This is a genomic window from Litoreibacter sp., from assembly GCF_058136045.1.
The window spans coordinates 74,803-100,132 of sequence record NZ_JBYVDD010000004.1 but is presented as its reverse complement, the minus strand read 5'-3'; the positions used below and the strand labels follow the sequence as shown (position 1 = coordinate 100,132).

Sequence of the window (25,330 nt, the reverse complement as noted above, 5' to 3'; positions counted from 1 at the left end):
AGGTTGTGGCGCCCATGGTGGTCTTCAAAACTGGCTTTGCTCGGTGTCTTGCATCGCCTCAGAGATGAAGCCTTCCGGGTCCTCTGTGAACGATTTGTAGAGTTTGAAGTGCTGGGTGTCGCGAAACTGGGTTTCATGGATCCCATGCTTTGTGATCTCCAAAATGCGGGCGCTTGGCAGGGCCATTAAAATTGGCGAATGGGTTGCCATGATAACCTGAGAATTGGCGCGCTCATGTATCCGGTTTAAAATTCGCAAAAGCTCAAGTTGGCGTTTGGGTGATAGAGCACTTTCTGGCTCGTCCATGAAATAGATGCCCTGCTGTGACATACGCTCTTCAAAGAAACGCACAAACCCTTCCCCGTGGCTCCATGACAGAAAATCCGGAGCAATCCCTCCGAATTCAAGGGCCGTCTGATCAAGGTATCGCGCGACGGAGAAGAATGATTCTGCCTTGAAAAACCAACCATTGGTGACTTTTGGAAGCCATGAGGCCCGTATGACATCTTCGAGACCTGCGCCACTTTTATCTATGGCGGACGAGTGATCTACTGGGCGATACCCTTTCCCACCCCCGGCTTCATCATAGCCGCTAAGTGCGGCGATTGCCTCGATTAAAGTGGATTTCCCAGTGCCGTTTTCACCAACAATAATTGTAACAGGTGTGGTGAAGCAGATTTCAAAGTCTTCGCTCTGGAGCCACGGTAAATCATAGGGGTATCCTGTTTTTTCCGCCATGCGGTCCTCCAAAAGGCGGAGGCGTTGTAAGAACGGAGAGGGCAGCTTTGTTCCGGTTTTTCGTCGTGCCATTCCGCTCCGCTTCTCCATTCTTGAGTATCGCTAAGGAGGGTTATGAAGCAGTGGCGGCGGAATGCCAAATATGGGGGGTGATCGGGACCGTTTACGCGGTCAAAATCTCGCTGACTTTTAAGGCGCGCATTTGGTTGCCGTCTACTTTTAGCTTACCGCCCATCACTGCCATGATCGGGTTTTGAGAGCCGTCGAGGATGGCGCGGAAGGTGGCCTCGGTGGCCGAGAGCGTGACGTCGGCCTCGGCGTCGGATTGCACCGCGCCATCGCTGGACAACACGACGGAGCCCATGTCCTTGATCACCAGTTTGGCGGTGCCTTTGATCGCGCCTTTGGCTTTCTCATCGAGCAGGGCGGTGATCGCGTCTAGGGGTGTGGGCATGGGGCTCTCCGTTGGGTGACGTGCGCGTAAGTTTGGCCGAAACCAGCCCGCGTGCAATCCAAACGTGGCGTCACTCGAACCCGTAAAGTGCCACTGGATTATCGGTCAGGATGCGCTGGCGGTCGGCGGTGCCAGTGACCGCATCGTGGAACCTGTCCAGCAATTGACCGGCCTCGGGCATGGTTGCATCGGCGAGCATGATATAGGGCCAATCGCTGCCCCAGAGGCACCGCTCCGGATTGGCGGCAGCAAGGGCGGCGGCGAAGGGGGTCGCAGCGTCAAAAGGCGGCTCGCTCACGCGGTAGGGGCCGGAGAGTTTGGCGTAGGCGTGGCCCTCGACCAGCAAGGCGCAGAGTTGCTGAAACCCGGGGTCGGTGACGCCTTTGGACAGGTCCGGCCAGCCCATATGGTCAACCACAACGGGGCAGGGGACGGCGCGAATGTCATCGGCGATTTGGGGGATATGCTCGCCTGCATTAACCAGAATTTGCAGGTGCATATCGCGCGCGGCCAAGGCCGGAGCGAGGGCCTTGGCGCCTTCCCAGCTTAATATGCCGCCGTGGATGTAGTTCAGGCGGATGCCTTTAACGCCAGCCTCGGCGAGGGTGTCCAGCTCGGCCTCGGCGGCCCCATCCGAGACCAGCCCAATGCCACGGGTGTTGGTGCGCCCAAGGCGGCGAATGGCCTCTAGGGTGACGGAGTTATCTGCACCGAAGACGATGGAATGCACGATCACGGTGCGCGAAATGCCCAAGGTTTGCATCTGGGTGCGGTAGCGGGAGATGAAGCCGTCCATATCCACCCCGGCGGCGGGATTTTCGGCGCGGGTGGGCGAGAGGGGGAATTCGGAGGCGGCGGCAAGCATGTGGATATGCGTGTCCACGGCCCCTTTGGGGGCTTGGAGGCGGGGGGCAGAGGCTATGCGCGGGGCGTCGCTGGTCGGTATCATGGGGCGTCCTTTGTGCTGCGTTGGCTGGGTGTGCAAGGTCGTACGGTTCATGGTGGAGGGTCGGATATTTTTGGGCAGAGGTCCAGTGGAACGGGCAGAATGCTTGTCTGGCAGAGGGTTAACGCGGTGCCATGCGCAATTTGCATGGCGGCATTTCACCTTTTGGCAGGTGTCGCGGCAGCAAAGCTGACCTATCTGTTGTTCAAGCAAACTGATCAAAAGGATCTTTGAAATGACCAATGTGAACTCTGTCACCATCGACGTCGAAGCTATTGAGCGCGAAGCGCGTAAACTGCGTGCTGAATACACCGCGCAGATGGTTTCCAATGCCCGTGCATGGGTTTCGGCTAAGTTGTCCGCCGTGTCTTTTGCAAGCGCAAAAACGGCCTAAACTTATCGCTATAGGGCCCGTCTAGGGCCTGCGATGTCTTACCAAAATCCCGGCTCTGCCTTTAAAGCGGACCGGGATTTTCTTATTTTAGCCCAATTCTACCGTCATCCATTAACCAATCTTTAAGCATGATGCGTCGAATCCATGACGCCAGAAAGGTTGATGAGATGAAACTGATTAAATTTGTTGCCGCCCTTGCATTTGCTGCTGGTCTGAGCGCCTGCGCGAGCACTGCGCCGAATGTCTCTACGACACGCAACGCAACTGAGGCGACCCCGATTGTGGGTGTCGATCTTACGGCTCAGAGCGCGGGCTGGAGCCTTGCCGATGTGCGGGTTCGGGTGTCGGGTGAGCTGCGGGTTTCCGAGGCGAACCGCTATTACCCAGTGGCCGATATTGTTTGGCGTGAGGATCCGTTCGGGGATCGCCGCATGCAAGTGGCCAAGATCATGGATGATGGCTTGACCGCCGGGTTGAGCCATTTGAAGGGCGAGCGTCCGGTCTATTTTGATATTGAAATGAAGCGCTTCCACGCTTTGACAGAGAAAGCACGCTACTCGGTCGGTGGGGTTCATAACATGATTTTCACCCTGACTGTGGTTGACGCTGCGACGGGTGTGGCGCTGCATGGCCCGATTGATATGGAAGTTGATCTGAAAGCCTATGGTGGTGATCAAGCCTTTGCCGCCGAGCGCAAGGGCTTGACCCAAAAGGTGCGCATCCAAAGCCATTTGGCGGGGATTATGCGTCGTGGTTTCAATGGCGGGCAGGCGTTTAAAGTTGTGACACGCTCTGCGGCCATTGTCGGTCAAGATGTTGATACTGGCGCTGTGAACTAGCAACAGATGGGCTTTCGCCCGGCATAAATACCAATTAAGGGAGGGGGCATGACAATGTCCCCTTTTTCCGCATCGCCCTATCCTGTAATCCGCCTGAAGCCTAAGGTTAACGCGCAAACCATCCGTGGTGGCGCGCCTTGGGTCTATGCCGACGAGTTGGTCACCGACCGTCGAACCCGCCGCCTTGAGCCGGGATCGCTGGCGGTACTAGAGGATAGCGACCGCGAGCCAATGGCCGTGGTGACTATTAACCATAATTCAAAGATTATTTGCCGCGTGATGGATCGCGATCCGGCGGCTGTCTTGGATCAAGACTGGCTGGTTGCGCGGGTTACCCGTGCGCTGGCACTGCGCGAGCATCTTTATGATGCGCCGTTTTACCGCTTGATCCATGCCGAGGCCGATGGGCTTCCGGGTGTGATCGTTGACCGCTTTGGCGACGTATTGGTGATGCAGCCCAATGCATCATGGGCCGATCAAGCCAGCGAGGCTTTGGCGGCTGCTTTGGTGCAAGTAACTGGTGCCACGACTGTGTTGAAAAATGCAGCCGGGCGGGCGCGCGGGTTGGAGGGGCTGGATGATGTGTCCTCGACCCTGATTGGCGGCCATGAAGGGCTGATCGAAGTGCCGATGAATGGCGCGACTTATATGGCGGATGTGCAAGGTGGCCAGAAAACCGGGCTGTTCTTTGATCAACGCGACAATCATGCATGGATGGCCAAGCTGTGCGAAGGCGCCTCGGTGCTGGATGTGTTTAGCCATGTCGGCGGGTTCTCTTTGGCGGCTTTGGCGGCGGGGGCAAAATCGGGCTTGGCCGTAGATAGCTCGGAGCCAGCCTTGGCATTGGCCGAGGAGGGGGCGCAAGCTTCTGGCGTGGCCGACAAGTTTGAGACCCGCAAAGGCGAGGCGTTCAAAGTGATGGAAGCGTTGCATTCCGAGGGTGCATTATTTGACGTGGTGGTGGCCGATCCGCCAGCATTCGCGCCCAATAAGCAGGCGCTATCAAACGGGCTGACAGCCTATTCTCGCGTGGGATCTATGGCGGCAAAACTGGTGAAGCCGGGCGGTTATTTGGTGTTGTGCTCATGCTCTCATGCCGCTGATTTGACCAAGTTCCGTCAAGCGTCATTGCGTGGCGTGGGACGGGCAGGGCGCCAAGCGCAGATTATCCATTCGGGCACGGCGGGGGCGGATCATCCGATGCATCCGGCACTGGCCGAGAGCGGTTATTTGAAGGCGATATTTCTGCGGCTTGACTGATGCGTGCGCTGCTTGATGCCTGCGTGATCTACCCCACGGTACTACGAGAAGTATTGGTGGGCTGCGCGGCGGCGGGGTTGTATCAACCTTTGTGGTCTGAGCGCATTTTAGAGGAATGGGCGCGGGCAACGCTGAAGCTGGGGTCCGAGGCGCATGCGTTGGCGCGTGGCGACGTGGCGGTGTTGAAGGCGAAGTTTCCCAAGGCGGCGGTTGAGCCGAGGGCGGGCGACATGGCGCGGCTGCATTTGCCTGATGAGAATGACATTCACGTTTTGGCGGCGGCGATTGCGGGGTCGGCCGAGGTGATCGTGACGATGAACGCCAAGGATTTTCCGCGCCAGACCTTAGCGTTTGAAGGGGTGCGGCGGCAAAGCCCGGATGAGTTTTTGGTGGGTTTATGGCTGGAGGCCCCTGACGCTGTTGAGCCGGTTGTGCGTGCTGTGCACCAAGTGGCTTGCGAGATGTCGGGTGAGGCGTTGGTGTTGCGCAACCTGATGAAGCGGGCACGGTTGCCACGGTTGGGTAAGGCTGTGAGCGTGGCTGTGTGAAGGTTTCGCCGCGCGTTGCGCGACGATTGGCTGGGGGCTAGCCCCCAGACCCCCAGAGTATTTTCGGCAAAAAGAAACTCAAAGAGGTTTTAGGCGGAGGTGGTGCCCCATTTGGCCTCGTTTGCCTCAATGGCGGCGATGCGGTCTTGGGTTTTCGGGCGGCTGAGCAGCCAGGCGGGTGTACTGGCCCCGAGGTTGCCGGTCATGGTGTCGAGTTTATGGAACAGTGATTTTTGCGCGCCTGTGCCGATGCCGGATTTGGTGAGCAGGGCGGAGGCGTAGGCGTCGGCCTCGTACTCGTCGCTGCGCGAGATGCGCGCGGCCAGCATCGTGGTGAGCATATTGGCGATCCAGATGCCGACGCCGGGGATGATGCGTCCCAGCACGGTGGCCAAAGCTACGCGGATGGCGTTTTGGCCGGAGAAGTCGATCATGCGGCGGCGCGAGTGGCCCAAGGCGACATGGCCTAATTCGTGGGCGATGACCGAGGCCATCTCGGTCGCGGTGACGGTGCCGTCTTTATACTTGTTGAAAAAGCCACGGGTGATGAAGATGCGCCCGTCAGGTGCGGCGAGGCCGTTGATCGGCTCTATCTCGTAGATGTGTACTTTGATTTTCGGGAGGTCCAGCGCTGTGGCCATGTCGAGGGTGAGCAGGTTCAGCGCGGGATCGCTCAGGCGTGATGATTGCCGATCAAGCGCTTTGGCGGTGTTCCAAGCAGAGAATTTATAGCTCACCAGCGCGTAGAGGATGGCGAGGAGGATCGGGGTCAGTTTGAGCATACCCTAGATATGGGGGGTGTGAGGCGGTGTGGCAAGCCCGGTCTGGCTGGGTGGATTCGGGGGATGTTTCAGCCGCCTCACGGGCTGTGAGCGGGTTTTCACGCGGGCGTTACGGCTTGCGCGGGGCAGTAGGTAAGTATGTGCATAAATGCACATAAGTATCATATTTTTGCTATTTATGGGCGTTGAAGCGCGAATGTGTATGCCCCATATTAGGTCCATCGAACGGCACAACACGCCGACACAAACAACGGGCCGAGCGCCCACCACATAGAAAAAAGAGAGTACATACAATGAAAACTATCATCGCAGCCGCCATCGCCCTGACTGTCGCAGCCCCAGCATTTGCTGATGTATCCGACGTGCAGGCATACTTCGCTCTGGGCAATGACAGCGCCGCCGAGCGTGTTGTCTCTAACACCTCTGTTGGCGATGTTTTCGCCGCACAACTGGCCGGAGCATCCGCCAATGACAGTGCTGCTGAAAGCAAAGTTGCCGTGACTGCCGGTCAAGCAACCAAAGGCGCGAGTGACTTGTTATCCTTCTTCGCGCTGGGCAACGAATCTGCTGCTGAACGTCACGTAAAGTAACATATCCTCTAAGAAAAAATGTCTCCCAAGACTGTAATCGCCCCTCCGGAAACGGGGGGGCTTTTGCGTTGGGTGGCATTTAAAGGGCCATAAATTGCCCATGAATGAGAACAATTTTGCCTAAATTTGGTGAAGGCCCTGTCGTACCTTGCGTGGGTTCCGTGGTCCGCGTAGGAGGCCCTTGTTCGGAGTAGTGAGTTATGGCGAGTTATACTGTTTTTACCTTGGAGGCATCCGAGATTTCGATTTCGGGCGGGGCCTCGCTGTCGGGTATCACGCAAGGGGACGGCTCACATTTGATGAGCCAGACGATCACGCTGAACAGCAATGATTGGCAGTCCGTTCAAGTCAGCGATGATGACGCGAATTTCAACGATTCAGAGGGCGGGCAAGTGCTTGATGGCGCGCAGACCTATGATGGTGTGAGCCATGCCAGCGGCCTGCGAGTCGAGGCAGAATATACCCTGACGGTGCAAGATCCTGACGGAAATACCTATACGCTGATTGGGTTTAACATCAATGAGGCCGGGGGCGGTGCGTCCTATGGCACGGTCGAGGGGGTGGCATTTGTGGGCGGTGTTGGGGGCTTCCCGCCGCAGGGTGTGCCGCTGGTTGTGATTGCAACGAGCGAGGGGCCCGCCGGGAGCAGCACGCCCTATTCCGGCTATGCGACGCCGCCTTGTTTTACCCCCGGCACTTTGATTGATACGCCGTCGGGACCACGTTTGGTCGAGGAGTTGAAGCCGGGTGATCTGGTGCAGACTGTGGATCATGGTGCGCAGCCGGTGCATTGGGTCGGGCGTACTGATCTGAGCGGGCAGGACCTGTGGTTGCAGCCGCGTCTGCGCCCGGTGCATGTTGCGGCGAATGCTTTCGCGCCGGGGATGCCGGCCCGTGATATGCAGGTTTCGCCGCAGCACCGGATTTTGATGTCCTGCGCGCAAACGCAGCTTTATTTCGGCGCGGAAGAGGCGTTGGTGCCAGCGGCTTTTTTGGTGAATGGAACCTCGATCCGCCAGCAGATGCGCAGCGAAGGGGTTTGCTATCTACACATCGCATTTGCGCGCCACGAGGTGGTGATGTCGGACGGGATCGCAACCGAGAGTTTCCTGCCCGGAGCGATGGCGGTATCGGGGTTGGAGGCTTCGGTGCGCGCGGAATTGGAGAGCCTGTTTCCCGGCTGCGGGCAAGAGGATGACGAGCTGCGCGCCGCCCGGATTTGCGTCAAAGGCCCTGCGGCGCGTTTGCTGAAAATTGCAGCCTAGCCGCGTGTGAGGGTTCTCATTCCGGCCTCGATGCCCTGCAAGGTCATTGGCACCATGCGGTCTTTGCCAAAGATTTCCTGGATCATCGCGGTGGATTGCGTGTAGCGCCAATAGCGTTGCTCCAGCGGGTTGATCCACAGGTGTGAGGGCCATTGATCGCGGGCGCGTTCCAGCCAGACCTGACCGGATTCGGGGTTCATATGCTCGTTCGCGCCACCCGGGTAGGCGATCTCGTAGGGGGACATGGAGGCGTCGCCGACGAAGATGCATTTGTAGTCCGACCCGTAGGTGCGCAGGATTTCCTGGGTCGGGGTTTGGTCGTTCCAGCGGCGCGAATTATCCTTCCAAACGCCCTCGTAGAGGCAATTGTGAAAGTAGAAATGCTCCAGATGTTTGAACTCGGTGCGCGCGGCGCTGAACAGCTCTTCGACGACGCGAATATGCGGGTCCATGGAGCCACCAACGTCGAGAAATAGCAAAACCTTAACGGCGTTGCGCCGCTCGGGGCGGGTTTTGACGTCGAGGTAGCCGTTCTCGGCGGTGGCGCGGATGGTCTCGTTCAGGTCCAACTCCTCGGCGGCGCCATCTCGGGCCCATTTGCGCAGACGTTTGAGCGCGACTTTGATGTTGCGCGTGCCCAACTCGATGGTGTCGTCCAAGTTGCGAAACTCGCGCTTGTCCCAGACTTTGACCGCGCGTTGGTGGCGTGATTCCTGCTGGCCGATGCGGATGCCCTCGGGGTTGTAGCCGTAAGCCCCAAAAGGCGAGGTGCCAGCGGTGCCGACCCATTTATTGCCACCTTGATGACGGCCTTTTTGTTCCTCAAGACGTTTTTTCAGCGTCTCCATCAGCTTGTCAAAGCCGCCCAAGGATTCGATCTCGGCTTTCTCCTCGGCGCTGAGATGCTTCTCGGCCATTTTGCGAAGCCAGTCCTCGGGGAGGTCCATGGCTTCGATAACATCCTCGGGGGTGATCTGCTCAAGACCTTGAAAACAGTGAGCAAAAGCGCGGTCAAATCGGTCTAGGTGACGCTCGTCCTTCACCATGATTGTGCGCGCTAGGTAGTAGAACCCGTCGATGTCATAGGTGGCAAGGCCCGCTTGCATGCCCTCAAGGAAGGCCAGATATTCGCGCAAACTGACGGGGATTTTGGCCGCGCGCAGAGTGTCGAAGAAGGGCAGGAACATTAGGCGGCGATAGCAGAGCGGAACAAGAAGATGGCGACAAACAGCCCGGCTATTGCAAAGAGTATCGCAAATCCACCAGCATATTGTGCCATGTCGAGGCGGTTTCCGCCCCTGCGTTTTGCGACCAATGCACCGATAAGTGCGCCGAGGACCAACCCGATGACTGGGGCCATGTTTTCTTAGCTCCGTACCCGGCGGGGGGCCAATGCTTTGATCTCATTAAGCCGCGCCCGCACATTGCGTTCTGAGCCAAAGCCATAGCGGCCCCAGCCCAGACTGTCGAGCCTGACGCGGCGCGCTTCTTCCTTGCGGCCAGCGGCTTGCAGGGCTTCGGCTTTAATCATCATTAACGTGGCCAAAAGGGCGGCGTTGGAGGAGTTGCGTGCGGCGGGAATACTCTCGTTGGTCAGGCGGATCGCGACATCAAGCTGGCCCGACGACAGGGCAAAGGCCGCCATCTGGGTGTTGACGTGGGCGGAATGGACCGAGTGGCCGTAGAGTTGCTTGTAGATGTTGCCCGACTGCACAAAGGCGGAAATGGCGGTTTCGGGCTTGGAGGCAAGCGACACGCGGCCCTGCACGAAAAGCGAAAAGGCGAGGCGGTTGTCTTTCCAGCCTTGTGCCTGCGCAATTTTGACGGCCTTTGCCGCTTGCAGGGTGCGTTGTGATTGGGACGTGCGCAGCGCCAACGCGCCGGTGATTGCGTCATTCCACTGTTTTGGCGTGCGGTTTGCCCCGGTATTTGAAGCGCGGTTGCCACGGGGATTCAGGCGGCTCAGCAGGCCGGGGAGAACACGGGCAGTCTGCCCACGGGTCATGCCGTTGCGCAGCTCTGCCGAGTAGTAGGCGCGCAAGATCAGCATGTCGAAACCGGTCAAAACAGTGTGGAAGTTGTCGTCGTTAAAGATGCTATCGGGCAGCCGGTACAGGTCATTGAGCGGCCCAAGGGCCTGTGCGATTTCCTCGTGGAGGCAGTCGCGGACCTCTTGCGGGGACACGTCATTGGGAATGATGACGGTGGCCTTTTTGCGGTTCGACAGGCGGGTCCAATCGGTGGTGCCATTGCCGCGATTGCGCTTGAATTCGGACCAGCCGGAAACATTGGGCACCACAAAGCAAGCCGCCTGCGGGACAGCTTTTTGCAGGGTTTTGCGCGGGATCGCCTCAACGGTGATTTGGGCGGTCTCACCGCGCTTTGCGCGGGAAATATCGATGCCAGCCTCGGAGCGCAACCGCCCGATAAGGCGGGATAAATCGCCCTCGAGAGAGGCGGGAGCTTGACCTTGAACTGTAATTTTGATCGGGCCTTGGAATTTGGTCAGCCACGGCAAGGGGCGCCCGCTTTCCATCTTGAAAGTCAGGTCTAGAAAGTCCTGCGATATCTGGGAGTTTGGCCGGTTTACACCGCCGCCACGTTGTGTCGCGAAAGTCTTCATCGGCGGCAAATCAATAGCCATGCGGGCGTTGCGTCCGGGCACCTCGGTATCGGTGCTTGGAACGCAGGCTGCCATTAGGCACAGAATCGGGAGAACTAGGCGACGCATCACAGCGTTATACCTGTGATTCTGCAATCTGGGGCTATATTTACGCGAAGTCGTTCAACCGTGGCACTGTGGACACAATGTTGCGCTACACGGCTTATTAGGGCCGGTTTCGGTTCAATACATAGGGCCGTTACTGGCCGCACGGATAGTTTACTCACGGTGTCATCCCGCCTTTTGCTCGATTAACGACGTATTAACCTCGAGATTGGGGCGCGAGTTGGGGGTGAATTGGGCTTTTTGCGGGCCATTGTTTCCGTTTATTGCGTCACTCAACGCTGGCCGCGCGCCATGAAGGCCAGACGTTCAAATAAATGCACGTCCTGCTCGTTCTTGAGCAATGCCCCGTGCAGGCGCGGCAATGCAGACGCCCCGTCACGTTTCAGGTCTTCCGCCGAGAGGTCCTCGGCCAGCAGTAGTTTTAGCCAGTCCAGCACCTCGGAGGTGGAGGGTTTCTTTTTCAGCCCCGAGGTTTCGCGGATCTCAAAAAACTGGGTCAGGGCGGCGGTGAGAAGCGCAGGCTTCAGGCCGGGGAAGTGCACATCAACAATGGCGCGCATCGTGTCGATGTCAGGGAAACGGATGTAGTGAAAGAAGCAGCGGCGCAGGAAGGCGTCGGGCAGCTCTTTCTCATTATTCGAGGTGATAATGACGATCGGGCGTTGGCGGGCCTTAACCGTCTGGCCAGTCTCGTAGACGTGGAATTCCATCCGGTCCAACTCTTGCAGCAGGTCGTTGGGGAACTCGATATCGGCCTTGTCTACCTCGTCGATCAGCAGCACACATTTCTCGTCGCGCGCGAACGCCTGCCAGAGTTTACCCTTTTTGATGTAGTTGGCGACGTCGTTAACCTTTGCGTCGCCCAGTTGGCTGTCACGCAAACGTGAAACCGCGTCGTATTCATACAGACCTTGCTGCGCTTTGGTGGTGGATTTGATGTGCCATTCGATCATTTCCAGCCCAAGGGCGTTGGAAACTTGGCGGGCCAGCTCGGTTTTGCCGGTGCCGGGTTCGCCCTTTATCAGCAAGGGCCGCTCGAGTGTGACGGCGGCATTCACCGCGACTGTCAGGTCTTCGGTCGCGATGTAGCTATCGGTTCCGGTGAATTTTAAGGGCTGCGTGTTGGGTGTCGTGGAAACCATAAGTAAAACAAGCCTCTGTGGCGTGGAGTTCATTAACCATATTGCGATGGCGATCTTGCCCAATGTAACCGACCTTATCTGCGTGACAAGGGGGCGGTGTTCAGATACGAGGACGCAGGGAAGCTAACGTATAGGTCGTTTGAGTCGTCCTCAAACGCCTCGCGTAACAGTAGTGAGGAACCTGGGATGAAAGCCGAATATTTTCTGCCAGAAGACTATCGTCCGGCTGAAGACGAGCCGTTTATGAATGAGCGTCAGACGGAGTATTTTCGCCGTAAACTGATGGACTGGAAGGCCTCCATTATGGATGAGACCGCCCAGACGATTGAAACGATGCGGGATGGGACGCGCAATATTCCAGATGTTGCCGACCGCGCCTCTGAGGAAACGGATATGGCGCTGGAATTGCGCACCCGTGACCGTGAGCGCAAGCTGATCTCCAAAATTGACGGTGCTCTGCGCCGCATTGATGAAGGTGAGTTCGGATATTGCAATGAGACTGGGGACCCTATCTCGTTGAAACGTCTAGATGCGCGCCCGATTGCAACGATGAGCCTTGAGGCGCAAGAGCGTCACGAGCGCCGTGAAAGAGTCCACCGCGACGACTAACGCGCCAAACTTGTACAAGACTATGAAGCCGTCAGCGCGCTCAAGCCGCTGGCGGTTTTTTCATGCGGCCAGCTTATGCCGCGAGGTCTACCCAGACAGGAACGTGGTCGGAGGGCTTTTCGCGGCCCCGAATATCGTAGTCAATCTGGCAATCCACCATCAAGTCGGCGGCCTGTGGGGTGAGCAACAGGTGGTCGATACGGATGCCGTGATTGCGGTTCCATGCACCGGCTTGGTAGTCCCAGAAGCTATAGTGCTCGGGGGCGGGGTTGCGGGTGCGAAACGCCTCGGTGAAGCCAAGGTTTAGGATGCGGCGATAGGCGGCGCGGCTCTCGGGGCGAAACAGCGCATCTTCGCGCCAGACATCGGGGCGGGCGGCGTCGATGGCTTGCGGGATGATGTTGTAGTCACCGGCCATCATTGCAGGCATTTCCGCGGCCATTAGATCGCGCGCGCGGGCATACATCCGCTCCATCCACGCGAGTTTATAGTCGTATTTGGGGCCGGGGCAGGGGTTGCCATTGGGCAGATACAGCCCACACAGGCGCACGGGGTGTTTGTCACCGATCACCGTGGCTTCGATCCAGCGGGCCTGAATGTCCTCGTCATCGCCGGGCAGGCCACGGGTGACGTCCTCTAGCGGTAATTTGGACAGGATTGCGACCCCGTTGAAGCTTTTCATGCCATGAGTTTCGACGTTATAGCCCATGTCCTCGAAATGCTGGCGCGGGAAGCCCTCGTCCACGGTTTTGATCTCTTGCAGCAAAGCCACGTCGGGCTGGGCCTCGGAGAGCCAGTCGGTCAATGCGTTGATGCGCGCTTTTATGCCGTTGATGTTGAATGTGGCGATTTTCATGGACCGACCCCTTTTGTCTGGCGCTATGGTATCCCCCAGTGATCATGGCAGGGCAAGAGAATTGCTCGCGCATATCTGCGCTAACTGTGGATGTTTTCCCCGCGTACCGAGGGGGGCTGCGCCGTATATAGCAAGAAGGCCTGATGGATTGGGGATCTGATGTTGAAGTTTTTATTTGGCGGGCGTGGCAAGGCAGTGGTGGAGACCCAACGCCAAACCATCGAGCGTCTAAGTGCGGAACTGAACAGCGCGATAGAGCTGCTGCCGGTAAAACCGCGCGTTACATTGGACCCGGAAACTGGCCATATTGAATTGCATTTGCCCGAGCAGATGCCGGATGAGGCCTTGGCCTTGCCTGCACCTGATAGCCCCGAGAAACCGGCTGATACGGACGAAGATACGCCCAAATCAGACGGTAAGGAAGTCGCCTGACGGGCTTGTCCCGATTTTGCGGCGCTGTTGCGGCCACGTTTCGGTGCACCGGCGTGGCCGTAGCTGTTTGGGGCCGCTTTAAGGCAAAACCCCCTGTTTAAACGTGAAATGACCGCAGTCGCGCCGCATTTGCGCCCGTTTCGGCCCTCATATCCCTTGGCTGAGAATTACAGGAAGGGAAATGCAATGAACCGCTTAATACCCCTCGTCGCAGCCGCCAGTCTGGCGCTTGTTGGCGCAGCTAGTGCGAAGACCGTGACCTATGTTGAGATCGTGACCCGTGCCGATGGATCGAAGGTGATCACAACCACCAAAGTGGTCGTAGCCAATGACGCGACCGTGACCCGCGCCTCGTTGCAGCAATCTTTGCTGCGCTCGAACCTGCGCTAAGAGATAAAACCAGCGTTTGGCTGCAACTTTGTGGCCGAAAAAACACAACTGCCGGACTGATTCGGGGTGCAATGTCATATTTGCGCCCCATTTGCGTGTTCTGTTTCTACAAAAGAAACAATTAATAAATAAAAACAAAACACTGCATGAGGCAGACAATGAGAGTAGTACTGGTTTTAGGTGCCGTTTTGGCACTAACAGCCTGCGGCGTCCCCGAATCCGAGGACGTGCAGGCGTCGCGTGGGGCCATTCAGGGGCTTTACTTTATGCCGTTTGACCCGGAAATTTTGGAACACTCGCCCGCATGGGATGCGGCGCTGGAAGAGTACAAGCGCGCGCTTTGAATTGTGGAGCGTCGCGCATCTTTGACTCGATGCAGCGGGTTTTCTGAATCCTATCAATGGGCGTGCGTCACGCAATATTGGCCCAAACGTCAAGCAATTCTGACCCAAACCGGACATTCGGCGTGGTATGGGCGGAGGTCGGCAGTTCGGACTTTGCCGACCTTGGGTTTCTAACTTCGCTGAGGCAGCATTCCTTAGTATTCTCATGTCTTGAGCAGTTTACGAACCCCCTCGATCAGGTCAAGAATCCCCTGCATTTCGTTCTGCAATCGCTGCCCATCCGTCTCAGTATCAAAAGGGCGGTCGATCGATGGCAGCTCAAAGAGGTCCTCCCTTTTGCTCACCAAGACATAGGCGGTACTTCCAGTTGTTGCCAGTTGTATCGGCGATTTGCTTAGGATGCCTTGTAAGCTCATGAAGGTTGAGCGCCCTGCATCTGAAAAGACCGAGTCTGCGAAACCTTCGTTTTTGCAGTCGACATCGTAGATCGTTTCAAAATGTTCATCATTGAAAGGGAGCTGTTCAGTATTTCCTACCGCGCGATATTGCCCCATGATCAAGCGCTGAACTGCATCAGGGTCTGAGCTAACATTCAGGTTCGGTACCGAGTGATCTAGGCCAATCCGCAGCGCAAGACCCTTGAAGACCTCTACTGGCTTATGTTTGTCAACGTGTCCCCTTATACCGAAAACTGTGATTTCGTTGGCCGCGATTGATTGTCCCTGATATACCCCCTCGATCAGGTCGTGCCCCTCGCAGTATTTGGTAGTGTCCGGCTTGATGCCATCAGGAATCTCATCGAAAAAGCCTGTGGTGTTAGTCTGAAAGCGCAGGTCTTGGATACTACTGAACAAAGCTGGAAAAATGCGTTCTCGCACTGTCTTCTGCAAGTCTTTACCGGGCTGGTTCGCTGAGCGGTGCAGCCTCTCTAAGGTAAAAAGAAGACCGAGTAAGCCCACAAACGGAACAGCATATAGGGCGGGGTCACTACCGCTGAAGTAAATCCATAAACCCACCGCGACCAGCACGATACCCAGAGCCGCGAAAATAATTAAGTGCTTGCGACGCAACTTGCTGCGCGTTGCAGCTACGCTTTCGCGTTGATCGTTGTAAGCGGTAATCTCCTGCTCAATATTCATCTTGTTTTCCCCCGTTCCCGCGTCACTGTGCAGTTGAAAACATACTTTGGGAGCCAAAATATCGGATTGGCAACCCTTAGTCGAGCTTTTCATGACGCCGTTGAATAAATGGTCGAACTTTGCGAAGCACCACAAATTTCTGCACCGAGACAATTGTAGAATTAATCGCGCTGCTTGCACTCGCAGCATAAATCTGACGCTTCTGCTCTGGGCTCTTTAGAGACCTTCGCTGCATTCTGGACAGATAGCAGCTTTACAACATTTCCCGAAATTGGGTCAGTTGTTGACGCAAAGGTCAAAGTCATCTGACGTTCCACATGAATATCTTAGGATGACTATGTGAATTCGGGCGCAGCTTGTTCTGGGCCTTATTTGCGTTCGCTACATCGAGAACGAGACGCCGCAGCCGCATGAGGAGGTGGCGTTGGGGTTCTCAATGACAAAGCGTGCGCCGATGAGCTCTTCCGAGAAATCAATCACCGCATTGGCGAGGAACGGCAGGGACACCGCGTCGACAACGACAGTTTCGCCATCCTTGGACAGCAACAGGTCATCTTGCGCCGGGGCGTCCAGTGAGATGTCGTACTGAAAGCCCGAGCAGCCGCCGCCATCGACGGCGACGCGCAAGGCTTGGCCTTGTTGGGCCGCGCCAATTTCCACCAGCCGTGCAAAGGCGCGGTCGGTCACTTTGGGGGGCAGGTTCAAATCCATCGCGCGCATCCTGTTTGAGAGCGGGTGTGCACAGAACTTAGGGCGCGCGGTGAATAATCTCAAGGTGCCTAGAAATTATGTCGGGAGATCAAACCGGAAAGTTTTCAAAATCATCGTCGTCATCCACATCCTCGGTTTGAGGTTTGGTCGCTAGATAGGCCTCGGCCTGTGCGCGGTCCTTAGAGGCGAAGCTGCGGATCGTGGTGCCGGGCAAAACTTTGCTTTCAAGTTCGGCCATATCTCGGACCCATTTTTGGTCTGAGACCAGCGCGACCTTCTCAACATGGCTGATGACCTGAAACAGCTGCGGGAGGCGTTTCATTTCCTCGACGATCGCGCCAGCCTCGGGGAATTCAATGTCGTGATAAATTGCGAGCATGCGGCCATGGGCCATATCTTTGGCCATAGGGAGTAGGGTGTCGAGACCTGTCGCCATCTCCTCGGCGGTGATTTTGCCGCCGATTTCAATCTGGAGAAGGTCTTTGCCGGTCTTTTCTACGGTGAACATGATATGCGTCCTTTTGGGTCAGAGAATGAACTCCTGTTCGCCCCTTATATATAGGGTGTCACGGGCTTGATTTCTATGGGTGCGCGGCCTTGTCACGCCCTCGTCATGGGGGTTTGGCTCGTGTAGGATGTTGGGAGAAGATGAATGAGGATTTTGACATGCTGGTTGCCTATGCTTGCCACCCAAACGACAGCCGCGGGCGGCTGTACCCTGAGCAAGAGAGCGCGTTTCGATCGTGTTTTCAGCGCGACCGTGACCGGATTATTCATGCCAGCGCGTTTCGGCGCCTGAAACACAAAACCCAAGTGTTTATCGAGCATGAGGGCGATTATTTTCGCACCCGTTTGACGCACTCGATTGAGGTGGCCCAAGTGGCGCGCACGATTTCGGGCGTTTTGGGGCTGAATGAAGAGCTGACCGAGGCTGTGGCTTTGGCGCATGATTTGGGCCACACGCCGTTCGGGCATACGGGTGAAGAGGCGTTGGATCGGTTGATGGCGCCCTATGGCGGGTTTGATCATAATGCACAGGCGGTGAAGATTGTGACCTCTCTGGAGCGCCATTACGCGGAATGGGACGGGTTGAACCTGACATGGGAAACGCTTGAGGGCATTGCAAAACACAACGGGCCGGTTGTGGGGGATTTGCCATTTGCGCTGTCGGAATATTCAGTGCGCCACGATCTGGAGTTGGGAACCTATGCCAGCGCCGAGGCGCAGGTGGCGGCCTTGGCGGATGACATTGCCTACAACAACCATGATTTGCATGACGGGCTGCGCGCGGAGTTGTTTTCCACCGATGAGTTGGCGGAATTGCCCCTGGTTGGGCCGTGTTTCGCGCGGGTTGATGTGTTGTATCCGGGTCTGAATTACTATCGCCGCCGTCATGAGGCGCTGCGCCGGTTCTTTGGGGTTTTAGTTGAGGATGTGATCGCGGTGGCGCAGGGGCGTTTGACGGATTTAGCGCCAGAAAATGTGGCGGATATTCGCGGGGCGGGGCGCGCGATGGTGCAGTTCTCGCCCGAGATTTGGGAGCAATTGAAGGTGATCCGCAAGTTTTTGTTCACCCGCATGTATCGCGCGCCAGCAGTGGTTGAGATGCGGGTGCAGGTGACGCAGGTGGTGGATGAGTTGTTCCCGTTGTTTATGTCACGGACGGAGTTGTTGCCCAAGCAGTGGCGCAAGGATGTGGACGAGGCGCGCGGCGAGACCGCTTTGGCGCGCATTGTGGCGGATTATATTGCGGGCATGACGGATCGGTTTGCCTTGCAAGAGCATGAGCGGCTGATTGGCGGCGTTACGGCTAATAGTTATGTGGTAGATCGGGGGTAAGTTATGGGGCGCTGCCCCAAACCCCGGGATATTTTTGGAACAATGATGGGGTGGACGGTGTGCTGTGGCGTGCTACACCGCGCCAGTGATTGAGTGAGGAAGAATGATGAACCTGTTTTCCGACATGCGGGCTTTGGTGGTCTTGTCTTTAGAGGCGATGGTGGTTGAGGGCGTTTTGCCCGAGGGCTTGGATTTTGCCAATGTGGCGGTCGAGCCACCGCGCGATGCGGCGCATGGCGATATGGCGACCAATGCGGCGATGGTGTTGGCAAAACTTGCCAAGATGAAGCCGCGCGATATTGCCGATGCGTTGGCCGCCAAGTTGATGGCGGATACGCGGGTGTCATTGGCCGAGGTGGCTGGGCCGGGGTTTTTGAATTTACGGCTAGAGACAAGCGTTTGGGCGGGGGTCGTTACGGCAGCGCTGACGCAAGGCACGGCGTTCGGGCGCTCGGATATGGGGGCGGGGCGCAAGGTTAATGTGGAATATGTCTCGGCCAACCCGACCGGGCCATTGCATGTGGGCCACACGCGCGGCGCGGTTTTTGGCGATGCATTGGCCAGCCTGCTGGATTATGCGGGCTATAAGGTGACGCGCGAATACTACATCAATGACGGTGGTGCGCAGGTCGATGTTTTGGCGCGCTCGGTCTATTTGCGCTATTTGGAGGCGCATGGCCAAGAGGTTGCTTTCGAAGACGGTACCTATCCAGGGGACTACTTGGTCGCTGTGGGGGAGGCCTTGAAAGCCAAGGTCGGCGAGGCCTATTTGGGGCAGGGTGAGGACGTTTGGCTGGCCGATGTGCGCGCCTTCTCGACCGAGGCGATGATGGATTTGATCCGCGCGGATTTGGCGTCACTGGGCGTTGAGATGGACGTGTTTTATTCCGAGAAATCCTTGTATGGCACGGGCCAGATCGAGGCGGCAATTGCCGATCTTGAGGGTAAGGGGTTGATCTATCGCGGCACGTTGGAGCCGCCAAAGGGCAAGGTGCCGGAAGACTGGGAACCGCGCGAGCAATTGCTGTTTCGCTCTACTGTTCATGGCGATGATGTGGACCGTCCTATCCAGAAGTCGGACGGGGCGTGGACCTATTTTGCGCCAGACATTGCGTATCATTTTGATAAAGTTTCCAGAGGCTTCGACGAGTTAATTGATGTATTCGGCGCGGATCACGGCGGCTATGTGAAGCGCATGAAGGCGGCCGTGTCGGCCCTGTCTGACGGGCAGGTGTCGCTGGATATCAAGCTGACGCAATTGGTGCGTTTGTTCAAAGATGGCACGCCGTTCAAGATGTCAAAACGCGCGGGCACATTTGTGACTTTGCGCGACGTGGTGGACTTGGTGGGCGCAGATGTGACCCGCTTTGTGATGCTGACCCGCAAGCAAGATGCACCACTGGATTTTGACTTCTCTAAGGTGCTGGAACAGTCGAAAGACAACCCGGTTTTCTATGTGCAATATGCCCACGCGCGGGTGTGTTCGGTTTTGCGCAAAGCAGGCGAGGCTGGCTGGGATATGTCGGACGAGGTGTTGGCAAAAGCTGACCTGTCGGGCAACACGCATGAGGCGGAATTGGCGCTGGCAACGAAGTTGGCGGAATGGCCGCGTTTGGTGGAAATTGCCGGTCGCACGAACGAGCCACACCGCATTGCGTTCTACCTGTACGAGTTGGCCGGAGAGCTGCACGCGCTGTGGAACCGGGGCAATGATGTGACTGAGTTGCGCTTCTTGCAAGGTGACGAGAGCGCTAGTTTGCCAAAAATTGCCCTCGCACGCGCCACGGCGATTGTTATTTCCGCAGGTCTTGGTATTCTAGGGGTGGCTCCTGCCAACGAGATGCGCTGACACGTAATGATCCGCGCCGGTTTTGGAGCCAACGAGCAGGCATAAAGACAGACCACCTGAAGCAAATTCAGGGGCGGAGAGGCGAGTATGGCAGATCTGGAATTCGGCGCGTTTAATGCGCCTGAGGCCCCGAAACAGGGGGCTTTTTCGCGTATGATGAACCTCGTGGGGGCTGGCAGCTCTGTGGCGCTGGTTTTGGGACTGGTTGTCTGGGGCTACCAGTTGACGGTGCGTGATGTCTCGAATGTGCCGGTGATCCGCGCCTTGGAAGGGCCTGCGCGTGTGCAGCCTGCTGATCCCGGTGGACAATTGGCGCAACATACTGGTTTGGCTGTAAATTCGGTGCAATCCGAGGGCGAGGCCGAAGGGCCAACGAGGCAGGTAATCTTGGCGCCCGAGCCGATTGATTTGACCCATGAGGATATCATAGCGCCATCCCCATCTATGACTGAAGTTGAGGCGGAAGGCGTGACGCAAGAGGCCGTTGGGACGGTCGTGTCGTTGAATGCGGATGTCGATGTAGATGATCCCGTGGCCCAAGCTTTGGCGCTGGCTGAACGCTTGGCGGTGGGCGTAGAGCCTTTGGAAAATACCGCGCCTGCCGAGGAGCAAGTGGCGATGAACTTGGCCCGGCCAATCCTTAATCCGGCAATTCCGGGGGTGAAGCGCTCTCCGGTTCCAGTGCGAAAACCGGAAGTTGATTTGGTGGCCCTACAGTCGCAGGCGGCAGTGGCTTCGGCAATCGCGTCGATACGTGGCGTTGGTGGGGTGCAAGAGGTTGACCCGGCCTCGATTTCGTCAGGGACGCGGTTGGTTCAACTCGGGGCCTTTGATGATGCACAAACGGCGCGCAATGAGTGGGATAAAATTGCCCTGCGCTTTGAAACTTACATCGATGGCAAGTCCCGCGTGATCCAAGAAGCGGTCTCGGGCGGGCGCACATTTTACCGGCTTCGGGCGATTGGTTTTGATGATTTAAACGCGTCCCGGCGGTTCTGTGCAGTTTTAGTCGCAGGAAAAGCAGCCTGTATCCCGGTTTTGGCGCGTTAAAGCGCCCCATGTTCCGTTTGTGCAAGTCTAGCAGGCTGGGACTAGTTTAAGAGGTGATCGCAATGCTCTCTGGTGCATATATATTTGGCTGTGAGGGGCTTCGTCTCTCAAGCGCGGAACATCGCTTTTTTGCAAGTGCAAATCCATGGGGGTTCATCCTTTTTGCCCGAAATGTCGAGGATCGGGCGCAATTATCGGCTTTAACGGCGGAGCTTCGCGCCTGTGTTGGCTGGAACGCCCCGATCCTAATTGATCAAGAGGGCGGGCGTGTTCAGCGGATGCGCGCCCCGCATTGGCGCGAATATCCGGCGGCGTTGGATCAGATGCAGATGGCAGGAAAAGCCAATGCCGCGCGCGCGATGTATGTGCGCAATCGGTTGATCGCGGCAGAGCTGGCAGAGGTCGGAATTGACGTGAACTGCGCACCTTTGGCGGATGTGATTTGGCCCGTAAGCCATCCGGTTTTGCGCAATCGTTGCTATGGATCAGACGTGGAAACCGTGGTGGAGATGTGCTTGGAGGCCGAGCGCGGATTGCTGGATGGCGGCGTGTTGCCAGTGTTGAAACACATCCCTGGCTACGGGCGCGCGGTGGTGGACGGGCATAAAGATTTGCCCCGGGTAGATGTGAGGCGCGAAGAATTAGACCGTGTGGATTTCGCCCCGTTCAAGCGCCTGACCCATATGGCGATGGGGATGACCGCGCATATTGTGTTCCCTTGCATCGACGAGCTACCGGCGACGACCTCGCCGCGTGCGATGCGGGTGATCCGCGAAGATATTGGCTTTGATAACCTGATTATGACCGATGACATCTCGATGGAGGCCTTGTCGGGAACAATTGGCGAGCGGGCGCGGGCCTCGCTGGACGCCGGTTGCGATATCGCGCTGCATTGCAATGGTAAAATGGCGGATATGGAAGCGGTGGCTGAGGCCTGTGGAACAATGACGGATGCAATGGTGACGCGTGCGGAGCGGGCCTTGGCCCAGCGGAAAAGCCCAACAGATGTTGACATTTTGGCGCTTGAAGACGAGTTTCGGACCCTAGTTGCGGGGTAGCGCATGAGCGAGCAGGACCAGAGCGAGATCGAGTGGGAGCAGGGCGGCGTCGAGGCGCGCGTAGCGGCGGAGGCGTTGATTGTTGATGTGGACGGGTTCGAGGGCCCGTTGGATTTGCTGTTAACCTTGTCACGCACCCAAAAAGTTGATTTGCGTAAGGTTTCGATCTTACAATTGGCTGAGCAATATTTGGGTTTCATTGAGCGCGCCAAGGAGCTGCGTCTAGAGCTGGCAGCGGATTATCTGGTGATGGCGGCTTGGCTGGCGTTCTTGAAATCACGCCTACTGTTGCCCCCTGATCCGACAGAAGATGGCCCCTCTGGCGAGGAATTGGCAGCGCATTTGGCCTTCCAGTTGGAGCGGTTGAGCGCGATGCGCGAGGCCTCGGCCAAGCTAATGGCGCGCGACCAGTTGGGGCGTGATTTCTTTGCGCGTGGTCTGCCGGAAGACGTGACGCGCATTCGCAGGGTGACGTACACGGCGACCCTGCTAGACTTGATGCAAGGCTATGCGCGGATCAAAACCAAAGATGAGTTTCGTCCCTTCGTGATGGACCGCAAAAAAGTGTACACGATGGAGCAAGCGTTGGAGCGGATGCGCGGTTTGATCGGCTATGCGGGTGATTGGTCAGACTTGAATTCATGGCTGCCAGACGAGTGGCAAGTGGACCCGGAAAAGCGCCGATCAGCCACGGCATCGACGTTTGCGGCTTCGTTGGAAATGGTAAAGCAGGGCCAATTGGAACTGCGACAAAGCGAGGCTTTTGCCCCGCTGCAAATGCGAAAAAAGGACAGCTAGTGTCTGAAATACAAGAAGAATCTTTATTTGAAGCCCCCCCAATGGGCGAGCAGGAGCGCATGGTGGAGGCGATATTATTTGCCTCGGTTGAGGCGGTGACGGTGAAGGAGTTGTCGGACCGGATGCCGCATGGATCGGATCCAGCCGAGGCTTTGGTATACCTGAAAAAACGCTACGAGGGTCGCGGTGTGCATGTGGTTCGGGTGGGTGATGCTTGGGCGATGCGTACTGCTGGGGACTTGGGCTTTTTGATGCAAAAAGAGACCGTGGAGACCCGTAAATTATCGCGCGCCGCGATCGAAACTTTGGCGATTGTGGCCTATCACCAGCCGGTGACGCGCGCCGAGATTGAGGAAATTCGCGGCGTGTCTGTGTCGCGTGGTACTGTGGATCAGTTGATCGAGATGGAGTGGATTAGGTTCGGGCGCCGCCGGATGACGCCGGGGCGGCCCGTGACTTTTGTGGTGACGCAAGGCTTCCTTGATCACTTCGGGCTAGAGAATGCACGCGATCTGCCGGGGCTGAAGGAATTACGCTCGGCCGGGTTGCTGGACAACCGCCCGCCCCCGGGGGGGGATATGGTGTTTGACGATGATGAGGATGAAAGCCTTGAGGGGCAAAATGAGCTTTTTGAGGATTAAGCCCTATCTATCAAAGGGCGAAATAGGAGCAATGATATGAACCAAATGATTAACATGGTGATCCGCATGGTGATGCGGCGCGTGGTGAATATGGGCATCAACAAGGGTGTCGACGTGGCGGCCAAGCGGGGCCAGAGGGGCGAAGACCTGACGCCGGAGCAGCGCCGCGCGGCAGGGGCGCAGACCAAGCGGACGAAGCAGGCGGTGCGGATGGCGCGGCGGATTGGCCGGTTTTAAGGGCTGAAGACGCGCGCTGAGGAGAAGGTACCGGTTTCTCGAAGTGATGCTCTCTGGCCCAACCGCGCGAAACTTTGTGCAGTTGGACCTTTGATTTAGATTTCCAACCGGACACCGCCAGCCCCATCAAGAGCACCGCTCAAGATAAGGATGTGCGCATCATTCCCCAAAGCAAGCTGGCTTACCGAGGACGGGCTTTGGCGCAGATGGCGAAGCCTTGGCCCTGCATCGTTTGCTGGGACACATGTGCTCTCATAGCGAATGGCAGCGGGGCGTCTAGCCGGTGCAGGTGTTGGCACCATTGTGACAAGGCATCCCATCGCCGCCCCCGCTAAAACTTGGCGGCGATCAAGCACGATGCTTTGGGGGAATATCAAATCGCCAACCTCGCATAATAGGTGATTGTTGGTTGGGCCGTCATGAATGACGCGAGGTGTTCCAACACGCCATTTTCCGAGATTGCCCTAATATATGCGACGTGGTGGTCTTTCGATTTCCACTCTTCAACGATCAGCATTTTGTTGGTTTCTTGTGTGAAATACACAGTGACGCCCAGTGCGCCTTCAAATCCCCGGACCAGAGGTAGCTTTTCTGCGAGGAATGGCTCAAGCGTGCCGTATTGGCCGTCTTTCACCTGCATTTCCAATGTTACCCAAACGCTCATCATATTTTCCTTTCAAGATAAGTGCAGGGGCATCATCCAGATATGGGGCCATGTGGGCTTGCTTATTCGGATCAAAAATATAACAAAGCGATCACGGGTCTTTGACAGATTGTCGCGGACCAATGGCGTGTTGGATGAAGTGGGATATGATGCTCAACGACAATCATGTGACAATTCTTCCGAAGGCATTGGATGAGTTTTCATTCAACCGCGTTATTTTACGCGGCCCCCATGGCAGCGTTATGCACAAGACAGTGCATGATGATTTGCGAGGGTTGGATTTCATCTCGACACAGGCGTTTATTTGCTATGTGATTGGTGGCCGGGAACGGTTCTACGATAAAGATGGCGAGGTTATTACACTTTGCGCGGGGGATTTGATTGCGATCCCAAAGGACGTTCGATTGCAGTCCGACTTTGCCTCACAAGATGGGCCGCTTCAGGCCATCTTGATCTTCTACAGCGACAAGTTTCTAAGAGAGCTAACCAGCCAGCACCCCAATTCAGCGTCTCAAACCGCACCAAAAGCCGAGCGCATTTCGGCGCATCCCAGCCTGACAGCGTTTATGGAGAATATGGTGCAAATTTATGAACCGTTGAGCGTCAATGATGATTTGGTTCGTGCCAAGATGTCAGAGCTTATGCTTTTGCTTGATACGCTGCATGATGGTGACCTGCTCGCGGCGCTTCATGAGCCTGAGCCAGCGGGGCAAAGGGGCGTGCGCACCATAATGCGACTGTATGAAACCCAAAATCTGTCCAGTGGCGAACTCGCGGCCCTTTCCGGTCGATCCATTGCCTCCTTCAACAGAGATTTTCGGCGGATTTATGGCACGTCATATACGCAATGGAATATTGGGCGAAGGCTGGAAAAATCTTGCGCACTGCTTGAACACACCGACCAGAGCGTCACTCAAATCGCCCTTGAGATTGGTTATGAAAGCGTTTCGTATTTTATTGAGCAGTTTCACAAAGCGCAGGGAAAGCCGCCCTTGCAATACAGAAAGGACAAGCGCGCTTAGCGTTT

At 56.8% G+C, this 25,330-nt stretch carries 32 protein-coding genes; 18 read left to right on the top strand and 14 right to left on the bottom strand.

The window, feature by feature from the left end; translation table 11 throughout:
* Positions 1–24: 24 nt before the first annotated feature.
* The 3 genes from AC3Y7R_RS05915 to AC3Y7R_RS05905 all read right to left on the bottom strand — a co-directional run bounded on the left by AC3Y7R_RS05915 (position 25) and on the right by AC3Y7R_RS05905 (position 2,141).
* Positions 25–810 (bottom strand): AAA family ATPase, encoded by a 786-nt coding sequence (locus tag AC3Y7R_RS05915; protein ID WP_490041098.1) that lies wholly within the window; start codon positions 808–810, stop codon positions 25–27.
* Positions 811–901: 91 nt separating this feature from the next.
* On the bottom strand, positions 902–1,192 hold the full coding sequence (locus AC3Y7R_RS05910) for an SCP2 sterol-binding domain-containing protein (protein ID WP_490041097.1): 291 nt from the start codon (positions 1,190–1,192) through the stop codon (positions 902–904).
* Between the two features lie 70 nt (positions 1,193–1,262).
* Positions 1,263–2,141 carry an amidohydrolase family protein gene (locus AC3Y7R_RS05905; protein WP_490041096.1) on the bottom strand — a complete coding sequence of 293 codons (879 nt, stop codon included), beginning with the start codon at positions 2,139–2,141 and terminating at the stop codon, positions 1,263–1,265.
* Between the two features lie 232 nt (positions 2,142–2,373).
* Between AC3Y7R_RS05905 and AC3Y7R_RS05900 the strand changes: the two genes are divergently transcribed.
* From AC3Y7R_RS05900 to AC3Y7R_RS05885, 4 genes are all read left to right on the top strand, one after another.
* Positions 2,374–2,532 carry an RSP_7527 family protein gene (locus AC3Y7R_RS05900; protein WP_490041095.1) on the top strand — a complete coding sequence of 53 codons (159 nt, stop codon included), beginning with the start codon at positions 2,374–2,376 and terminating at the stop codon, positions 2,530–2,532.
* A gap of 167 nt (positions 2,533–2,699) precedes the next feature.
* The gene (locus AC3Y7R_RS05895; RefSeq protein ID WP_490041094.1) at positions 2,700–3,371 is read left to right on the top strand and encodes a DUF6778 family protein; all 672 of its coding nucleotides are present in this window, start codon (positions 2,700–2,702) and stop codon (positions 3,369–3,371) included.
* A gap of 48 nt (positions 3,372–3,419) precedes the next feature.
* Positions 3,420–4,631 carry an RSP_2647 family RNA methyltransferase gene (locus tag AC3Y7R_RS05890; RefSeq protein ID WP_490041093.1) on the top strand — a complete coding sequence of 404 codons (1,212 nt, stop codon included), beginning with the start codon at positions 3,420–3,422 and terminating at the stop codon, positions 4,629–4,631.
* Positions 4,631–5,179: an RSP_2648 family PIN domain-containing protein gene (locus AC3Y7R_RS05885; RefSeq protein ID WP_490041092.1), complete on the top strand. Its 549-nt coding sequence runs from the start codon at positions 4,631–4,633 to the stop codon at positions 5,177–5,179. Before AC3Y7R_RS05890 ends, AC3Y7R_RS05885 begins: the two co-directional genes overlap by 1 nt.
* A gap of 89 nt (positions 5,180–5,268) precedes the next feature.
* Here the strand turns inward: AC3Y7R_RS05885 and AC3Y7R_RS05880 are convergent, their stop codons facing one another.
* Positions 5,269–5,961 carry a M48 family metallopeptidase gene (locus AC3Y7R_RS05880; RefSeq protein ID WP_490041091.1) on the bottom strand — a complete coding sequence of 231 codons (693 nt, stop codon included), beginning with the start codon at positions 5,959–5,961 and terminating at the stop codon, positions 5,269–5,271.
* Positions 5,962–6,254: 293 nt separating this feature from the next.
* On the opposite strand from AC3Y7R_RS05880, the gene AC3Y7R_RS05875 reads away from it, so the two are divergent.
* Both AC3Y7R_RS05875 and AC3Y7R_RS05870 read left to right on the top strand, forming a co-directional pair.
* Positions 6,255–6,551 (top strand): hypothetical protein, encoded by a 297-nt coding sequence (locus tag AC3Y7R_RS05875; RefSeq protein ID WP_490041090.1) that lies wholly within the window; start codon positions 6,255–6,257, stop codon positions 6,549–6,551.
* Between the two features lie 200 nt (positions 6,552–6,751).
* Complete coding sequence (locus AC3Y7R_RS05870; RefSeq protein ID WP_490041089.1) at positions 6,752–7,816, top strand: Hint domain-containing protein; 1,065 nt, start codon at positions 6,752–6,754, stop codon at positions 7,814–7,816.
* On the opposite strand, the gene AC3Y7R_RS05865 is transcribed toward AC3Y7R_RS05870, so the two are convergent.
* The 4 genes from AC3Y7R_RS05865 to AC3Y7R_RS05850 all read right to left on the bottom strand — a co-directional run bounded on the left by AC3Y7R_RS05865 (position 7,813) and on the right by AC3Y7R_RS05850 (position 11,686).
* The gene (locus AC3Y7R_RS05865) at positions 7,813–9,003 is read right to left on the bottom strand and encodes a vWA domain-containing protein (protein ID WP_490041088.1); all 1,191 of its coding nucleotides are present in this window, start codon (positions 9,001–9,003) and stop codon (positions 7,813–7,815) included. The two genes, AC3Y7R_RS05870 and AC3Y7R_RS05865, sit on opposite strands and share 4 nt — an antisense overlap.
* Positions 9,003–9,176, bottom strand: coding sequence for a hypothetical protein (locus AC3Y7R_RS05860; RefSeq protein WP_490041087.1), 174 nt, complete (start codon positions 9,174–9,176; stop codon positions 9,003–9,005). Before AC3Y7R_RS05860 ends, AC3Y7R_RS05865 begins: the two co-directional genes overlap by 1 nt.
* Positions 9,177–9,182: 6 nt before the next feature.
* Entirely contained in the window at positions 9,183–10,547 is a 1,365-nt protein-coding gene (locus AC3Y7R_RS05855) for a DUF2927 domain-containing protein (RefSeq protein ID WP_490041086.1), read from the bottom strand.
* 269 nt (positions 10,548–10,816) lie between these two features.
* Complete coding sequence (locus AC3Y7R_RS05850) at positions 10,817–11,686, bottom strand: AAA family ATPase (protein ID WP_490041085.1); 870 nt, start codon at positions 11,684–11,686, stop codon at positions 10,817–10,819.
* Between the two features lie 186 nt (positions 11,687–11,872).
* On the opposite strand from AC3Y7R_RS05850, the gene dksA reads away from it, so the two are divergent.
* Positions 11,873–12,295 carry an RNA polymerase-binding protein DksA gene (dksA, locus tag AC3Y7R_RS05845; RefSeq protein ID WP_490041084.1) on the top strand — a complete coding sequence of 141 codons (423 nt, stop codon included), beginning with the start codon at positions 11,873–11,875 and terminating at the stop codon, positions 12,293–12,295.
* A gap of 73 nt (positions 12,296–12,368) precedes the next feature.
* On the opposite strand, the gene xth is transcribed toward dksA, so the two are convergent.
* Positions 12,369–13,151: an exodeoxyribonuclease III gene (xth, locus tag AC3Y7R_RS05840; protein ID WP_490041083.1), complete on the bottom strand. Its 783-nt coding sequence runs from the start codon at positions 13,149–13,151 to the stop codon at positions 12,369–12,371.
* A 159-nt stretch (positions 13,152–13,310) separates the two neighbouring features.
* Here xth and AC3Y7R_RS05835 point away from each other — a divergent pair, with 159 nt between their 5' ends.
* The 3 genes from AC3Y7R_RS05835 (at position 13,311) to AC3Y7R_RS05825 (ending at position 14,317) form a co-directional block, all read left to right on the top strand.
* Positions 13,311–13,583, top strand: a complete 273-nt coding sequence (locus AC3Y7R_RS05835; RefSeq protein WP_490041082.1) for a hypothetical protein — start codon at positions 13,311–13,313, stop codon at positions 13,581–13,583.
* Positions 13,584–13,769: 186 nt separating this feature from the next.
* A complete protein-coding gene (locus AC3Y7R_RS05830; protein WP_490041081.1) occupies positions 13,770–13,973 on the top strand; it encodes a hypothetical protein in 204 nt (67 codons plus the stop codon).
* Between the two features lie 158 nt (positions 13,974–14,131).
* Positions 14,132–14,317, top strand: a complete 186-nt coding sequence (locus tag AC3Y7R_RS05825; RefSeq protein WP_490041080.1) for a hypothetical protein — start codon at positions 14,132–14,134, stop codon at positions 14,315–14,317.
* Between the two features lie 203 nt (positions 14,318–14,520).
* Here the strand turns inward: AC3Y7R_RS05825 and AC3Y7R_RS05820 are convergent, their stop codons facing one another.
* From AC3Y7R_RS05820 to AC3Y7R_RS05810, 3 genes are all read right to left on the bottom strand, one after another.
* The gene (locus AC3Y7R_RS05820) at positions 14,521–15,456 is read right to left on the bottom strand and encodes a DUF3137 domain-containing protein (RefSeq protein WP_490041079.1); all 936 of its coding nucleotides are present in this window, start codon (positions 15,454–15,456) and stop codon (positions 14,521–14,523) included.
* 381 nt (positions 15,457–15,837) lie between these two features.
* Positions 15,838–16,161, bottom strand: coding sequence for a HesB/IscA family protein (locus AC3Y7R_RS05815; RefSeq protein WP_490041410.1), 324 nt, complete (start codon positions 16,159–16,161; stop codon positions 15,838–15,840).
* A 94-nt stretch (positions 16,162–16,255) separates the two neighbouring features.
* Positions 16,256–16,675: a SpoIIAA family protein gene (locus AC3Y7R_RS05810; RefSeq protein ID WP_490041078.1), complete on the bottom strand. Its 420-nt coding sequence runs from the start codon at positions 16,673–16,675 to the stop codon at positions 16,256–16,258.
* Positions 16,676–16,833: 158 nt separating this feature from the next.
* Between AC3Y7R_RS05810 and AC3Y7R_RS05805 the strand changes: the two genes are divergently transcribed.
* From AC3Y7R_RS05805 to AC3Y7R_RS05775, 7 genes are all read left to right on the top strand, one after another.
* Positions 16,834–18,006, top strand: coding sequence for a deoxyguanosinetriphosphate triphosphohydrolase (locus tag AC3Y7R_RS05805; RefSeq protein ID WP_490041409.1), 1,173 nt, complete (start codon positions 16,834–16,836; stop codon positions 18,004–18,006).
* Between the two features lie 106 nt (positions 18,007–18,112).
* Positions 18,113–19,855: an arginine--tRNA ligase gene (gene argS, locus AC3Y7R_RS05800; protein ID WP_490041077.1), complete on the top strand. Its 1,743-nt coding sequence runs from the start codon at positions 18,113–18,115 to the stop codon at positions 19,853–19,855.
* A gap of 87 nt (positions 19,856–19,942) precedes the next feature.
* Positions 19,943–20,905: an SPOR domain-containing protein gene (locus AC3Y7R_RS05795; RefSeq protein ID WP_490041076.1), complete on the top strand. Its 963-nt coding sequence runs from the start codon at positions 19,943–19,945 to the stop codon at positions 20,903–20,905.
* 62 nt (positions 20,906–20,967) lie between these two features.
* Positions 20,968–21,963, top strand: a complete 996-nt coding sequence (gene nagZ / locus AC3Y7R_RS05790) for a beta-N-acetylhexosaminidase (protein ID WP_490041075.1) — start codon at positions 20,968–20,970, stop codon at positions 21,961–21,963.
* Positions 21,964–21,966: 3 nt separating this feature from the next.
* Positions 21,967–22,761, top strand: a complete 795-nt coding sequence (locus AC3Y7R_RS05785) for a segregation and condensation protein A (protein ID WP_490041074.1) — start codon at positions 21,967–21,969, stop codon at positions 22,759–22,761.
* Positions 22,762–22,802: 41 nt separating this feature from the next.
* Positions 22,803–23,402 carry an SMC-Scp complex subunit ScpB gene (gene scpB / locus AC3Y7R_RS05780; RefSeq protein ID WP_490041408.1) on the top strand — a complete coding sequence of 200 codons (600 nt, stop codon included), beginning with the start codon at positions 22,803–22,805 and terminating at the stop codon, positions 23,400–23,402.
* A gap of 36 nt (positions 23,403–23,438) precedes the next feature.
* The gene (locus AC3Y7R_RS05775) at positions 23,439–23,639 is read left to right on the top strand and encodes a hypothetical protein (protein WP_490041073.1); all 201 of its coding nucleotides are present in this window, start codon (positions 23,439–23,441) and stop codon (positions 23,637–23,639) included.
* Between the two features lie 95 nt (positions 23,640–23,734).
* Here the strand turns inward: AC3Y7R_RS05775 and AC3Y7R_RS05770 are convergent, their stop codons facing one another.
* Entirely contained in the window at positions 23,735–24,016 is a 282-nt protein-coding gene (locus AC3Y7R_RS05770) for a hypothetical protein (RefSeq protein ID WP_490041072.1), read from the bottom strand.
* The gene (locus AC3Y7R_RS05765; RefSeq protein ID WP_490041071.1) at positions 24,013–24,303 is read right to left on the bottom strand and encodes a putative quinol monooxygenase; all 291 of its coding nucleotides are present in this window, start codon (positions 24,301–24,303) and stop codon (positions 24,013–24,015) included. Before AC3Y7R_RS05765 ends, AC3Y7R_RS05770 begins: the two co-directional genes overlap by 4 nt.
* 134 nt (positions 24,304–24,437) lie before the next feature.
* Here AC3Y7R_RS05765 and AC3Y7R_RS05760 point away from each other — a divergent pair, with 134 nt between their 5' ends.
* Positions 24,438–25,325, top strand: coding sequence for an AraC family transcriptional regulator (locus AC3Y7R_RS05760; RefSeq protein WP_490041070.1), 888 nt, complete (start codon positions 24,438–24,440; stop codon positions 25,323–25,325).
* Positions 25,326–25,330: the final 5 nt, after the last annotated feature.